Source organism: Paenibacillus spongiae (genome assembly GCF_024734895.1).
In the GTDB taxonomy this organism is placed as follows: Bacteria; Bacillota; Bacilli; order Paenibacillales; family Paenibacillaceae; genus Paenibacillus_Z; species Paenibacillus_Z spongiae.
On record NZ_CP091430.1, the window covers coordinates 852,189 to 867,322 of the forward strand.

Genomic DNA, 15,134 nt, shown 5'->3' on the forward strand with positions numbered 1-15,134 from the left:
CATGAGCAGAATCAAACTCATCTATCGCAATGAAAGCCGTTTGCAGTACCGCAACCCTTTTTTGGCGATCCCATTTGTTCTTTTACTCATCTGCTGGGGCTACATTATTTTCTCTTATGAGACTCAATCGGTTCATTATGAAGAGATTGCTGCTGTTTTCTATAACAACTTCCAATGGATGACGATGGTGAATTTATTGCTGGTGGGCTTGTATGCCGTCTATATGGCTGGGAAGGATCGCGAGAGCGAGTTTGAATGCTTAGTCGTCACCTATAAGGTGAACAATACGGAATGGATATTGGGAAAATGGCTGGTTGCCCAAACGTACGGTCTTTGCTTCACCGTGATGACGCTGCTTGTTCAGGGGATATGGTTTTTGAACGGCCGCATGGAAATGGAGGAATGGCTAAACCACCTCTTCTATGTTTTTGTTCAAATCGAGGGTGCTTTCTTTATAATCATATCCCTCGGATTTCTGCTGGGTGTGTGGATGAAAAATATGTTGTCCTATATCGGCATGACAGCCTTGCTTGGCGTCGTCTTCATGCTTCAAGCTAACAGCTACGGGTTTGCATTCGTCAATCCAAGGCTAAATCTGCTCACGCCGTATGATTCCATGTATATCGCGACTCCCTATGAAAGCATATGGGGGATCAACGGCGTGTTCGAGGAGGCCATGCTCCATCAGGCAGCTGTACTCTTGCTAGGCGCAATTGTAATATTCGCGGCGATCCTGCTATTTCATCCCCATCGCAGGCTGAGAAGAGAGAAGCGCTCGCTGTTGACGCTGGTGATCGCTCTAATGGTTCCTGTTGTCATCCTAGGCGGAATCCGGTATACGCAATACAATAGTGCGCTTGAACAATTTATCGATATGGGCGAACAATACGCGTTAACAGAGGAGGCATACGCGAAGAACCGTGTCGCTGGAGCAGATCGGCCGAACTATGCCTTCTCGATGGACCGTACCCAGCTGGATGTACAGCTGTCGTCCGATAATCGGATCAAGGTCGAAAGCAAGCTGTCCGTCACGTATAACGGAGATGCGCCGGTCAACGATATTTCCCTCACCTTGCAGCGCCAGTTAAAGGTAACGGACTGCTCAAGCGATGCGAAGATAACGTGTTCACGCGAGAATGATTTTATTCGCATTCACGTTCAAGACGGCATGAAACCCAAGGAAAGACTCGACTTGACATTGAATTACGAGGGGGACATGAAGCAATATCGTGCCGATGGCTTGCTGCAGCATGCCTTTATTGAATCCGATCGGATCTACCTTCCCAAGGAATCGGGCTGGTATCCGTTAATAGGCGAACGTTATTTGGCCAGAAGCGTTTCTGGCAGGGTTGATGAGAGGTATGTAAACTTTGAAGTTGAGAACGGAGGACTGGTCGAGGATCACCCGACTGAATTTGCCGTTACCATTAAGGGCGAAGAAGACGATCTTCCTATGGCACTCACGATACCGCGTGAACCGGACGGCTCCTATAGGGGAATATCCCAATATGGATTATCTCTGATCGGCGGCAATCTTGCGGAGGTTACGGTCGATCAAACCAGGATCGTGGGGCATCCCGAAATATTGGACGGTGCCCGAACAACGGTTGAAATCTATCAGAGCTATTGGAGTTATTTGGAAGAATGGCTGGAGGTTCCAGTGGCGCCTGACGTGATCTATATGTTGGATGACGATCATAGTGATCTGACACAAGCTACACCCAGCCATGAATTTACCGCATGGAGCTTTTATGACATTAAGTATGTGGACCCATCGGTTATGGTTTATGCTTTGGCAAATGATCTTATCCATGACAATGCATCATTTGGCGAGGATGTGCAGGTGCTGCAGCGCGCTATAACATGGGAACTGATGAAGCATGCACGGTTGGAGACGGGCTATAAATATTTTGGCGAGTGGTATGCTTCATTAGGTTGGTCATCTGAAATGCCTGCAGAAGTGGGTAAACGAATCGATCGGCTGAATCGCTATGATGAGATCGGCGACGAAGAGTTCCGGAAAGTGGTTAAGTATGTGTTTACCCAATACGAGGGGCTTGAGGATAAAGCCAAATTCAACCTGGAAGCTGAATTGGAAAGGTATGAAGGAGAAATAAGCCAATGAGCGGATTTTCCATTCGATTGCGACTTTGGTTGAAGCTTTGGTTCACGTCGCTGCCTGCTATTATCCTCATGCTGCTGCTTCCAGCCGCGGCGTATGTCATCTACGTGACTTTATCGTACAGGCCCGCTTCCTTCACGAGTATGTTCTATGAACAAGCAGCGATGCTCGTCTATGTATTCATATTGCAATGGTGCTTCTCCATTGACTTTGACTCCAAATTCGCTGGCCAATTGATAACGTATCCGATTGCCAGATGGAAGCTCATTGCGGAGAGGGTGCTGCTGGCCTCGCTTCTCTTTACCGGTTTATTGTGCCTGGTCACGACCGGGTTGACGCCCTTTGCAGGCAGTTTGGTATGGAAGGCACTGTTGTTTTCGATTCCCGTTTATATGGGGGCAGGAGGAATCGTCGTCCTTGCTGTCGTCATTGGAAGACATTCTCTTGGCGGATTATTTGCGGGATTGGTCGTATGGATTATATCATTAAATCATGCAGCGTCCTTGCAGGTTTACAGACCGAATTTGTTAGAGCTGCCTGGCGTGCATGAATATTTGAACGGTAACCTGTTGGCTGGCAGCCCTGATCTTTGGATCCTCTATAATCGCTTGTGTTATATCGGCTTGGGCCTGCTGTTAATCGTGTTAGCGATCTTACATTTTAACCGGAAGTCCGTATGAGAATGGCAGGGAAGGGGGGTACGGGAATGCAGGATGAAGACTATATGAGCCAGCTGTCAAACGGCCATGACTCGGCTCTGGACACGCTTGTTTTCCGGTACCATAGACTTTTGTACGGTTATGCCTATCGATTGCTGCAGGACGAGAAGCTGGCGGAGGACATCGTGCAGGAGACCTTTCTTAAAATTTATCAGCAAGGGAAGAAAGGCTACGTTCCGGAAAAGTTCAAGCCATGGATGTACAAAATAGCTACGAACAGCTGCAAAGATTACTGGAAGAAGGCCTCCACGAAGCGGGAGCATTGTACGGATCGGGACGTAGAAGAAGAGGGGCAAATCCATCACATTATCGACCGCCAGCTGGAACGCAGGTGGATGATCGATTCCTTGAATCAATTATCCTTCGAACATCGTTCCGTCCTTTATTTGCGGTTTTATCAGGATTTGAAATATGCGGAGATTGCGTTGACCTTGGATATCCCCATTAATACCGTTAAAGGCCGAATTGCGCGCGGATTAAAATATTTGGAAGGCATCTTAAGAGAAGATGAACCTAAAGGGGTGGGGGCAAATGTGTGAAGACCAAGACCAGGAGTTATCGCGCTTAGAAAAGGAATGGAAGAACCGGTTTGACCGTTATACGTCCCCCCAACCGACGACAGAGAACACGTTCCAACTGCTGGCAAGGATCAAAGAGACGGATGAGATGAAACCGGCGGATTTGCGAGCTGAACTGGAGACGGTCCAAGCCGCCGAGCCCTCATCTTCGAAGCTTGCGAATTTGTTTTTGTCCCAATGGAATTTCTATGGGGTGAGAAGCTGGCTGCTGACGGGAATCGTCATGCTTCTATTAACCGTTATGATTAATGTCAGCGCGCAGAATGAAATGACCGGTCTGCTGGCATGGATGAAGTGGATTTCGCTCGTGATGATTGCCGTGATGGGCTACGCCTTCCGCTCGAAAAACAAAGGGAACGACATCATCGAACAGTTAAGCTATTATTCCCTGATTCATCAAATGTTTGTCCGGTTTATCCTCATCATGGTTTTGCAAGTCGTGATCACGCTGCCTCTAACGATCGTTATTCTGGGAAAAGAAAGTTCAGTGTTGTCAATAGTAGGCTCCGTTATGCCGGTTTTCTTCTTTGGCGTAACCGGGTTTATAAGCGCGATGTGGCTTGGACCTAAACGTGGCGTTATGCTTACGCTGTTCGTGTGGTTTAGTCAAATGCTGCTCGATGAGGGATACAAAGCGGCTTCGATGTTCCAGCTGCCCGGGGATGAGCATTTCTTATGGATGAATGCCGGCATACTGGGGCTTTCCTGCCTGCTGCTAAGCACCTTGCTGTACAAGAATGGAGCAAAGAGGGACTTCGGATGAGCTTAAGGATCGCATTAAACGATGTAGCGTATTCACAAGGGACGACCAAACTCATAAACGATGCGACATGTACGTTTACGACGGGAATCACGTATGTTGTCGGAAGAAACGGAGCGGGCAAGAGCTCGCTCCTAAAGCTCATTGCCACTGCAGCCAGGCCTGATCAAGGTAACATTATCTACACCCAATTAATAAGAGATGATCAAGCAGGGATGTATCGGAAGCAGCTAAGCGTCGAGGAAATTAGAACGATGATCGGATTCATGCCCCAGCACTTTAGAGGTCATTCGGATATGACAATAGAGCGGTATTTAACCTACATCGCCTATCATAAAGGAATCCCATATCGCCTTGTGAAATCTTCCATAGAGAAGTGGCTGCAGGAGAGCGGTTTGCATGAGCTGCGAAGAAGAAAGCTGCGGACGCTGTCCGGGGGGCAATTGCAAAGTGTAGGCTTGATCCAAGCGCTTCTGAATCAGCCGCGGATTTGTATTCTGGATGAACCGTTTGAAGGCCTGGACAATCACGAGAAGTCATTTTTTAAACATGCCCTTAATCGGCTGGCTTTTCATAGCGTTATTATCATAAGTACGCATTTGCTGGAAGAAATCGAGCGGTCGGAGAACAATAGCCTAGTCTATATCGATGAGGGGACATTACGATATTGCGGCGGGGTGGACGAGGTGGATAACGTCTTGGAGAGGTTTGGTGATTTATGACGAGAAAGGAATTTTTCATCCGACCAACGTTGATCCGCTGAGGCAGTGATGTCGCTTGAAGCCTCCAGGCTTATCTGCCGAAATTAAGCTGCGAAATTCTACTTACTAATAACGAGGGAAAGTTTATAATTGACATATCGGTTTAATTCGCTTAGAAATCTGTCGAGCTCTTCATTAGACGGAAACCTGCATTCCATAAGATAACAACCCTCTCCGCTAATTTTGAAATTATTCACGACATACTGGTGCTGCATTTCGACGAAAGACAAGAAGGGCTTGTGGTCGAAGCTGATCGTAAAAATATTAATAAAAGAATGGACGGGGTATCCCGTTTTCATGTGATTCAGATTAATCGTATAGCCTTCAATCACGCCGTCTTCCTCTAATTTAAGCACCCGATTGGCCGTCGCCTGACCGGTCATGTGAATTTTTTCTCCCAGTCCCTTCATTGAAATTCTAGCATTATGTTTGAGTTCTTCTAGAATTCGTTTATCGGTATGATCCAGCATGAATGAAAACCTCCTTCATTATTCAAGTGATTCTGTCGTTTTTCGTGATTTTATATATGCCCCAATTTCTTTAATAATATTATCCTATTGAAGAAGGTTAGAAAAGGAGGTATTCATCGTGAAGATCAGACAAATACGCAATGCGACAATCGTTTTGAATTATGGGGACATAACGTTTCTAATCGATCCATTCTTAGCGGCCAAGGGGGCCTATCCGCCCTTTCCCAATACGCTCTATCAAGTTAGCAATCCGACTGTCGATTTGCCGGTTCCCGTCGAGGAAATCATTCAGGCCGATGCGGTCATCGTGACGCACTTGCACCCGGACCATTTCGATGCGGCTGCGATCCAGGCCATTCCCAAGGATACGGTCATGATCGCCCAGTCGGATATAGACGCCGAAGCAATCAGGAAGGAAGGGTTCCATAACGTACAAGCCTTCAATCAGATAACCCGAATAGGCGATGTCTGTCTGAGCCGTACAAGCGGCAAGCACGGCAAAGGCGAGATCGGAGAACGAATGGGCGAAGTTTCGGGAGTGGTCTTTACACATCCGGAGGAGAAGACGCTATACCTTGCAGGCGATACCATATGGTGCGATGATGTTGCAGAAGCGATTCATCTTCATCATCCTGAAGTAATTCTTGTAAACGGAGGCTCAGCGCAGTTTCTGCAGGGCGATCCCATTACAATGAATAAAGAAGACATCTATCGGACGTATAGGGAAGCTCCCGAATCCACGATTATCGTATCCCATATGGAGTCGCTCAATCATTGCTTGCTGACAAGACAGGAATTGACCGGCTTTATTCAAGAGAAGGGGCTTACGGCGAACATATTGGTTCCTGCCGATGGAGAGACCATCGTTCGTTGAGTTATAATGGAAGGGTAATATCTGATGGGATGGAGTAAAGTCAGAAATAACCTTACAGAAACGATGGTCATGATGAAAATTGAGTTTGAAAATAACAACATCGATTGTAATGTTCAATATGGGAATACCACGAAGATTTCAATCCATATCGATGTATCAGGTTTCATAACGATTAAAGCCCCCAACGGCACAAGCGAAGAGACGATTGCAAGAGCCGTGGAGCATCACGGCAAATGGATACTGGAGAAATTGCAGCTCCTTGCGAAGGCGCGAGAAACAACGAAGACAAAAGAGTATCAGGATCAAGGGAAGTTCCTTCATCTGGGGAAAGAGTATTTCCTGCATGAGTTAATCGAGACCGGCGATTTGAATGAAGAGGAGCTCAAGCGCAATCTCAAGCGGTTCTATTTCGCAAGCTGCAAGAAAATGATCGGGGAACGGATCAGCCGCTATCAAGTTCAACTGAAAGTTAAACCCAAGTCCATTGAGATCGTGGAGTCGGCAACCAAGTGGGGAAGCTGCAGCTCGGATAAGAAACTAACCTTCAACTATCGTCTTGCCATGGCGCCCATTGAAGTTATCGATTACGTGATCATCCATGAGCTGTGCCATCTGCTTCATATGAATCATGATCGCTCCTTCTGGAGACGAGTCGGAAGCATCATGCCGGATTATAAAGAGAAGGAAGCGTATCTGGCCAGGTATGGACAGGCGATGACGCTTTGAGAAGAAGGTTGGGATGCAGCCGAAGGATTTGTGGAGACCTCTGTAAGGGACGTATCTAATACGTTCCTTTTTTTGTTGAAAATTACTCAATAACTTATATATGGCAGCTATCTTATTTGTCGTATAATGGAGAAGATTGTTGCATTATATAATTGGACATTATTGCAAATCAATGCGTATAATGTTGCGCGGGGAGGCGGATAGAAGATGAAAATAGGTAAAATGAGGCTTGTTATTGGTTCTATAGTAATATTTTTTCTAATAATAACCATTTCTATACTGTTTATTTTACCAAAAATAGACAAATCAGGTGAAAATTCGACAACTACCGTAAAGAATACTTTAGATTATGTAAGCAAGGTGGATAAGAATGCTTTTTATGTTTTGGAGAATGGCCAGTGGAATAAAGTTTTTGTGAAGGGCGTCAATTTGGGTGCCGGCAAACCGGGAGCTTTCCCGGGAGAAGTTGCGATTACCTATGATGAATATTATAGATGGTTTGGTTATATCTCCGAAATGAATGCAAACACAATCAGAGTTTACACGATACAACGACCTCAATTCTATAATGCTCTCTATGATTTCAATCGAAATGCTGAAGAAAAGGGCAAGAAACCTATTTATATTTTCCATGGGGTTTGGATCGATGAGACCGACATTATAACTATCGATGATTCGTTTGGCAATGATGACAAAATTCTAAACGATATGATTGCGACCACTACGGATATCATTGATATTTTGCATGGGAACAACTATTTGCCCGTTAATAAAGGACATGCAGACGGTAACTATACTTCGGATGTGTCCAAGTATGTCATCGGATGGATTCTAGGCTTAGAGTGGGAACCCTCTCTTGTCGTAAACACGAATACGAACAACCCTCAGCGCAGCAACTATAACGGCAAATACCTTTATACGGAGGGTGCATCGCCTTTCGAGGCATTTCTTGCTGAAGTGGGAGACAAGCTTATCGACTATGAAACGTCCACATACAACATGCAGAGTCCGGTTGCGTTCTCGAATTGGGTAACGACAGATCCATTGAAGCATCCGAATGAGCCCTATAAGAACGAAGATCTGGTCGAAGTTAACGTAGAACATATCAAATGGCGCGATAGCTATAAGCCCGGCATGTTCGCCTCTTATCATGTTTATCCCTATTATCCCGATACGTTCAGCTATCAGACGGACTACATTACATATAAAGATAAGGATGGGAAACTAAACCCCTACTTGGCCTATTTAGAGGAGATTAAACAATTCCATTCGATGCCTGTGGTGATATCGGAATTCGGTATTCCGGCTTCACGCGGCAAGGCGCATGAAAACCGAATAACGGGCTTCAATCAAGGGTTCATCGATGAACGCACGCAAGGCGAAATGCTGGTAAGCATGATGAAAGATATACACGCTGCCGAGCTGGCCGGAGGGATCGTCTTTTCGTGGCAGGATGAATGGTTTAAGCGAACGTGGAATAACAATGATCTGGATATGCCGGACTCGCGTCCATACTGGCAGAATACCCAGACGAATGAGCAGCATTTCGGCCTATTGGCGTTTGATCCCGGAAGCGAGAGAACCGTCAGCTATATCGATGGCGAGTTTGAGGATTGGAAAGACGATACGCCGCTTTATGAAGACGATAAGCTCAAGTTATATGTCAAGAACGACGAAGGCTATGTATATCTGATGGTAGATGCGGAGAATTACGACTTTGAGAAGGACACCATATTAATCCCGATCGATACGATAGACGGTCAGGGGAATAAGGGCTTCCCGCAATATGGAGCAACGTTCGGCAAGGATGCGGACTTCGTCGTGAAAATTCACGGGCCGAACGATTCCCGCGTTCTGGTCGATGCCTATTACGATAATTACTATTTCCGCTATGCGGTTCAAACCGATCTGATTGACGCCGTACCGTCATTTCATAAGAAGAATACAGGGGTGTTTAACCCGATCAGGCTTGGCTTGAATAAACAATTCGTCGTTCCCGGGCTCAATACAGAAGTTCCGTTTACCGGATATGAAACAGGACTTCTCAAATACGGGATCGCGAATCCGGACAGCCCTGACTTTAATTCCTTAAGCGACTTCTACCATAACAATGGGAAAGTGGAAATTAGAATTCCATGGCAGCTGCTCAACGTTATGGACCCCTCCAAGAAATATGTCATCGACGATATGTACGCCCGCGGAAAAATAACGGAATTAAAGGTGAAGGGCATGAGCTTTGGGGTGGAGCATATCAAGCAGGGCATGACAAAGGGCGCTCAGAATCTGACCATGACCGAATATGACTGGAAGGAATGGGAGCATCCCACATTCCACGAAAGATTGAAGCCTTCCTATTTCATACTGCAGCAAGGGTTCTTGGGGTTCGATTGACCGTGTGAATAACTGGGACAATAAGGAGCAGAGCATGAAGAAAAGACCGATCAAAATTCGATATATCGTTCTTATAGCAATATTAATCGGGGCAACAGCACCTTTCATCATATGGTTCCTTACCCCCAAGACAAATCTTGATATGGTTGTGATCAATAAAACCTTCCCGGCCGTTTCCAATGCATCCGGTACAACGACGGAGCTCGATTACAGCAAACAGCGCGGACTGTTCTGGCTTGCAAGCTATCTGCGCATCCATAATCCTGCCACGGATAAAGCGTATGACGGCAAAAAAGATTACCACGGAAACTTCCTCTCCGATGGGAAACTGGTGGGAAGACCGCTGGAGAAAGCGGAACATGTACCGGATCTGATCTATATATCGGATGCCTACGGGACAGGTAATTCCAGAGTGAACGGCGTTGAACCGAAGGGGATCTCCGGTTTGACCGTCGATGAGATCAGCTTCATTACGACCAGCTATGCCAAGGGTGCGACCGTCATAGGAGAGTACAATATTGCGGGAGATCCCACGAAGCCAAATGTATCGAAAGAGTTAGAGGACCTATTCGGCGTTCGCTTTACGGGATGGGCGGGCAAGTTTTTCTCCGACTTATCGTCTACAGAGGATGTTCCGAACTGGATCCGAATGATCTATGAACAGCAATACGGCAAGGAATGGCGATTGACGGGCGGGGGAATCGTAATCGCCGGCAATGATCGAATCCTAATCCTGCAGCGCGGCAAGGACTTTACGAAGCAATCCATCCAGCTATCCATGTCTGAGGAGCAGGCCAAGGCCTATAATACGGAAACGATTGATTACTATAACTGGTTTGAAATTGTCGAGCCGACCGATGAAGAGTCGGTCATCGCTTCCTACGATTTGAATGTGACCAAAGCAGGAGAGGAACAGCTCAAGCGGCTGGGACTGAATAGTAAGTTCCCGGCCATCATCGCCAATCAAACGGGTAATAAGTCGTCTTATTACTTTGCCGGCGATTTCAGCGACTATAAGGAGCCTGAGAAGATAAAGGTTTTTAAAGGCGCGGCCGCGTTATATCGAATGTTCAGCGTGAAGAGCGAAGGGGACAATACCTATTTTTATTGGAATTTCTATGTGCCGCTGATGTCCAAGGTGTTAAAGGATATAGAGCCTATGGATGGAAGCGTGAAATTCAAGGCCGAGACAGCGACCGCTCAAGACGGTACTCGGCTAGTATCGAAGATTGCGAATAATAAGCTGGCTGTGTATCAAGATGGCGCTTGGAATGATCTGTATGTCAAGGGCGTTAATATAGGCAACGCATTGCCAGGTACGGCCGAAGGAAGCTTTCCGGATGAACCGACCCTATATATGCAGTGGCTGGAGGAAATCGGCGCGATGAATGCCAACGCCATACGCGTATATACATTGATGCCTGCCGGATTTTACCGTGCGCTTGATATTTATAACTCCAATCATCCGGACAAGAAGCTTTACTTCTTCCAGAATATATCGCCGAGCAGTGAACCGCCGTCAGGCAATTTCCTTGACAAAGGGTACAACGAAGCTTACGGCAAGGAAGCCGAGGATATTATTAACGCCATTCACGGGAATGCCAGGCTGAGCATCGATGATGGTCAAGACGCTGATTTATATAGGAATGATGTTTCCGGTTATATGCTTGGCTACTTCGTTGACCCGGGCCTCAGCCCAAGTCATGTCATGGCAACGGATGCCGCCAATCCGTCATTCAAGTATATAGGCGAGTATGTTTCATCCGGCGCTAACGCAACGCCCACCGAGTCGTGGCTGGCATCGGTAAGCGATGCCATCTATCAATACGAGCAGACGAATTACAAGATGCAGCATCCCGCAGCCATCGTCAGCATTCCGGAGCTGGACACGCTTAACCATGTTAAATCCAACCCGATCCGGCTGGACGATGCCGTTGCGGTCGACATGAATCATATTGATATTTCAAGCAAGGCGATAAGCGGATTCTTCGGAGCGTACAATATCTACCCTGACCGTCCCGGATTCATGACGGGCGATACGGACCTTGCAAAGCCTGCCTATGCCGGCTACAAGCAATACTTGAACGATTTGATGAAGACGCAGAAGAAATATCCGGTCTTAATTAGCGAATTCGGGCTTTCAACCAGCATGGGAGCATCGGAGATCGCCGCAACTGGCTATCGGGACGGCCAGCATAGCGAGTCGCAGCAAGGAGAAGGCATCGTTGCGATGCTGGACATCATCCGAGAGAGCGGCAGCATGGGCGGCCTTATTTATGAATGGGCTGACGGATGGGGGAAGAGCAGCCGGTTCACGTCCTCGTTGATGATCCCTTACAAACAGGGAAGCCGGTGGCATAATCGCATCGACCCTGCACAAAATTATGGCATCCTAGCGTTGGAGTCCGAGGCACCTAAGGAGTATGCCATGACTTTGCACGCATCGGATCCCCTGCAATCGATCGCTTATGCCTCTGACGAATCCTTCTTCTATATAACGGCCGCTTTCAGCAAGCTGCCGGACTTTAACAAGAAGAACATGATGATTTATCTGGATACTGTGGATAGAAAGAACGGCGAATATATGTTAGCCCCCGATGTGAATGAGAACTGGTCCGGTACCGAGTTCAGCATCCATATACGAAATCAACAGGAAGCCGAATTGCTGGTCGTACCCGATTATAATGCGAGCAAGGGGTCCTACTTCACTTCGGTGTCCACATCCGGCATTTTCGAACGAATGGTTCGGAAGCTCTCGGACGAATATAAAACCGCCGCCGGTGAAACGATCCCGGCCAAATACGAGGATGGTTCCGCCTTAATTCCGGGCAGCTTCGAAGAGAGCGGCAGCCAATTTTATTTTGAAGGAAATACGCTCTATGTAAGAATTCCATGGGCTAGATTGAATTTCACGGATCCGTCAAGCTTGCTGGTCTTGAATGACGATAAGAACAAAGGCTTAATCGAGAACGCCAAAGATACGCTTACCGTCAGGATGACGGATGGTATCGTGGCCTCATTGGTCATTATGGACCGAGCTACGTTACAGGTGGACTACCACTTTCCGGAAAGCGTCACTTCTTCAGGCTACAGAACGTTTACATGGAATACCTGGGAAGTGCCCCATTACGTTTCACGGCATAAAAAGAGTTATGACATGATTCAAGCCTATTTTGGAGGAGGGGAACAATGACAAGAGAAGCCACACTGCTATTAATCATATCAGGGGGATTATTCGCATTCTTCTTTCTAGCCATTATTTGTAGTTGGTTCTATAGCTACTTCCGTGAATTAAATACAAATAAAGTAAGAAGGCAGCTGGTAGAAATGGTCTCTTCCTACTTCAAAGCAAACCATGAAATCAAACCCAAAGTGCTTGAGCGGATCAATGCCTATGTCGGAAGAAGCGCCGGAAGAAAAGATATATTGATTCATGTCCTTATTGGTTACGGTCCTGAATTCATGGATAACAATCAGGAACAGCTCATGGAATTTTACGACGCGGCAGGAATCAAAGCTTTCCTAATAAAGGGGCTTCATGCAAAGAGCGATAACAGGAAGTCTCTGGCCTGCCGGTATTTAGGGGAATTGAAGGTTAAGGACACTGAACCTTATATTCTTGAACTGATTAGTTCCAAGAATAATGATGTCATCTACAACGTATTGCTCGCCCTTTCAAAGCTTGGGGATACGAAAGGGTTCGTGCAAATATTTACGCATCATTCCGAGAATATTAACATTTCCTCCAGAGCCATTATCGAGGTTATTTCCGTGTTCAATGGTTCGGTCGAGGATTTATTCAAACAAACATTCGATTCGAGCGACGATTATATCCGTGGAGTACTTATCAAGGCTGCGGCTGATTATCGAATCGAAGGTTTGAGACCGTACTTCGTCGACCATCTCAAGAGCGACGATAAGAACATCCGGATCGCCTCGATACGGGCGCTGTGCGAGCTTAAAGATCGGGATGACGAACGGCATATTATTCCGCTGCTTGAGGACAAAGATTGGGAGGTCCGGGCTGCCGCGGCAAAGGAGCTGGAGAAGCTCGGGACGAGCAGCAGCTTCACGGCACTGGAGAAAACCACCGGGGATCGTGTTTGGTGGGTAAGACATAATGCCGCCAAAACGCTCATCCTCATCCCGGGCGGGAAGGAATATGCTTCTAGAATCATCGACGGCGATGATCAATACGCGCGGGAAGCAATTGTCAGCGTGATTGAATTGATGTGATCCAAATACGGTGGACTAAAGGTGGTATACATATCCATGTACCTGCTCCGAATGCTTATCATATACTTTAGTGAATTTTGCATGCTGTACACAATCGGGATCTATACGTTCTACAATGGCCAGATGCTCATCGCTTTCTTCGATATCTTTAGTTATTTCAAGAAAATGAAAGTGTCGGATTATAGAAGGTATGTCGAATCGAAGAATATGATTCCGATCTCGATCATCGTGCCTGCTTATAATGAAGAGAAGACCATTGTGGACAATATTAAATCGCTGCTTGCCTTAAATTATTACGAGTACGAAATTATTATTGTGAATGATGGCTCGAATGATTCGACGAAAGAGAAGATCATCAACGAGTTTAATTTGAAGAAAGTCAATCAGCCCGTTATGCAGAGCTTAGCGACGAAGGAAGTGCTCGGCATCTACCGCAACAACGAATACGAGCGATTGATCTTCGTCGATAAATTAAACGGCGGCAAGGCCGATGCGCTCAACGCCGGCATTAATGTTTCGGTGTATCCGATCTTTGCCTGTATCGATGCCGATTCGATCCTGGAGAATGATGCGCTGATCAAGCTGACGATGCTGTTCGTCGAGAAGCCCGAGACGGTCGCGGTGGGCGGCATCGTCAGGATCGCCAATGGCTCCGTCATCAAAGACGGCAAGCTTATGGAGATGAAGCTTCCTAAAAGCAAAATCGCCACCTTTCAGATCGTTGAATATTTCCGTGCCTTTCTTACGGGCCGCACCAGCTTGAGCAGGTTGAATTCGATCCTGATTATTTCCGGGGCATTCGGCGCGTTCAATAAGAAGGCTGTTATCGAATGCGGCGGCTATAAGGTGAACACAATCGGCGAAGATATGGATATTATCGTAAGACTGCATAAATTTATGAAAGACCAGAAGAGAAAATACAGAATACAGTTTCTGGCGGACCCGATCTGTTGGACCCAAGCGCCTGAATCGCTGAAGGATCTCAGGGCGCAGCGCAGAAGATGGCAAATTGGATTATTCGATACGTTAATGAACTATAAATCGATGCTGTTCAACCGCAAATACGGCACGATTGGCATGGTAACGCTGCCCTATTATTGGATATTCGAATTGATCGGCCCGATCGTCGAATCTCTCGGCTACATTATCATACCGTTAGCTTACCTGTTTGGTTTGCTGCAGTTTGATAGTTTTATCCTATTTATTGCGGTTGCCTTCATGTTGGGAACGACTTTATCCATGGGCAGTATCTTATTGGAGCAGGTCACCTTTCGCAAATATTCCACTTTCAAGGAAACAATGTTGCTGGTCTTGTTCGCGCTAATCGAGAATTTGGGTTACCGGCAGCTGACCATCCTTTATCGCGTGGAAGGCATCTTCAAATTCAGGAAGGGACGCCATTCCTGGGGAACGATCAATAGGAAGCAATTCGGATCGAAAGAGAAGGAAAAAAGCGTGAATATGTAGAGACCCTACATTCCGCATCATGACGCCGCT

At 46.6% G+C, this 15,134-nt stretch carries 12 protein-coding genes; 11 read left to right on the top strand and 1 reads right to left on the bottom strand.

Annotated features, from left to right (window positions below; genetic code table 11):
• Position 1: 1 nt before the first annotated feature.
• Genes L1F29_RS03705 through L1F29_RS03725 form a run of 5 tightly spaced genes read left to right on the top strand, consistent with a single transcriptional unit; the run spans position 2 to position 4,901 of the window.
• Positions 2 to 2,125 (top strand): ABC transporter permease, encoded by a 2,124-nt coding sequence (locus tag L1F29_RS03705; protein ID WP_258387042.1) that lies wholly within the window; start codon positions 2 to 4, stop codon positions 2,123 to 2,125.
• Complete coding sequence (locus L1F29_RS03710; RefSeq protein WP_258387043.1) at positions 2,122 to 2,802, top strand: hypothetical protein; 681 nt, start codon at positions 2,122 to 2,124, stop codon at positions 2,800 to 2,802. Before L1F29_RS03705 ends, L1F29_RS03710 begins: the two co-directional genes overlap by 4 nt.
• Positions 2,803 to 2,828: 26 nt before the next feature.
• Positions 2,829 to 3,380 carry an RNA polymerase sigma factor gene (locus L1F29_RS03715; protein ID WP_258387044.1) on the top strand — a complete coding sequence of 184 codons (552 nt, stop codon included), beginning with the start codon at positions 2,829 to 2,831 and terminating at the stop codon, positions 3,378 to 3,380.
• Entirely contained in the window at positions 3,373 to 4,182 is an 810-nt protein-coding gene (locus L1F29_RS03720) for a hypothetical protein (protein WP_258387045.1), read from the top strand. The genes L1F29_RS03715 and L1F29_RS03720 overlap by 8 nt, the downstream gene beginning before the upstream one ends.
• Positions 4,179 to 4,901 carry an ATP-binding cassette domain-containing protein gene (locus L1F29_RS03725; RefSeq protein WP_258387046.1) on the top strand — a complete coding sequence of 241 codons (723 nt, stop codon included), beginning with the start codon at positions 4,179 to 4,181 and terminating at the stop codon, positions 4,899 to 4,901. Before L1F29_RS03720 ends, L1F29_RS03725 begins: the two co-directional genes overlap by 4 nt.
• A 98-nt stretch (positions 4,902 to 4,999) precedes the next feature.
• Here L1F29_RS03725 and L1F29_RS03730 read toward each other — a convergent pair whose 3' ends face one another.
• Positions 5,000 to 5,410, bottom strand: a complete 411-nt coding sequence (locus L1F29_RS03730) for an Lrp/AsnC family transcriptional regulator (RefSeq protein ID WP_258387047.1) — start codon at positions 5,408 to 5,410, stop codon at positions 5,000 to 5,002.
• 118 nt (positions 5,411 to 5,528) lie between these two features.
• On the opposite strand from L1F29_RS03730, the gene L1F29_RS03735 reads away from it, so the two are divergent.
• From L1F29_RS03735 to L1F29_RS03760, 6 genes are all read left to right on the top strand, one after another.
• Positions 5,529 to 6,284, top strand: a complete 756-nt coding sequence (locus L1F29_RS03735) for an MBL fold metallo-hydrolase (protein WP_258387048.1) — start codon at positions 5,529 to 5,531, stop codon at positions 6,282 to 6,284.
• Between the two features lie 72 nt (positions 6,285 to 6,356).
• Positions 6,357 to 7,010, top strand: a complete 654-nt coding sequence (locus L1F29_RS03740; RefSeq protein ID WP_258389600.1) for a M48 family metallopeptidase — start codon at positions 6,357 to 6,359, stop codon at positions 7,008 to 7,010.
• 360 nt (positions 7,011 to 7,370) lie between these two features.
• Positions 7,371 to 9,401, top strand: coding sequence for a family 2 glycosyl transferase (locus L1F29_RS03745; protein WP_258387049.1), 2,031 nt, complete (start codon positions 7,371 to 7,373; stop codon positions 9,399 to 9,401).
• A gap of 34 nt (positions 9,402 to 9,435) precedes the next feature.
• On the top strand, positions 9,436 to 12,594 hold the full coding sequence (locus L1F29_RS03750; protein ID WP_258387050.1) for a hypothetical protein: 3,159 nt from the start codon (positions 9,436 to 9,438) through the stop codon (positions 12,592 to 12,594).
• Positions 12,591 to 13,637, top strand: a complete 1,047-nt coding sequence (locus L1F29_RS03755) for a HEAT repeat domain-containing protein (RefSeq protein WP_258387051.1) — start codon at positions 12,591 to 12,593, stop codon at positions 13,635 to 13,637. Before L1F29_RS03750 ends, L1F29_RS03755 begins: the two co-directional genes overlap by 4 nt.
• A 36-nt stretch (positions 13,638 to 13,673) precedes the next feature.
• Complete coding sequence (locus L1F29_RS03760) at positions 13,674 to 15,104, top strand: glycosyltransferase family 2 protein (RefSeq protein ID WP_258387052.1); 1,431 nt, start codon at positions 13,674 to 13,676, stop codon at positions 15,102 to 15,104.
• Positions 15,105 to 15,134 lie beyond the last annotated feature (30 nt).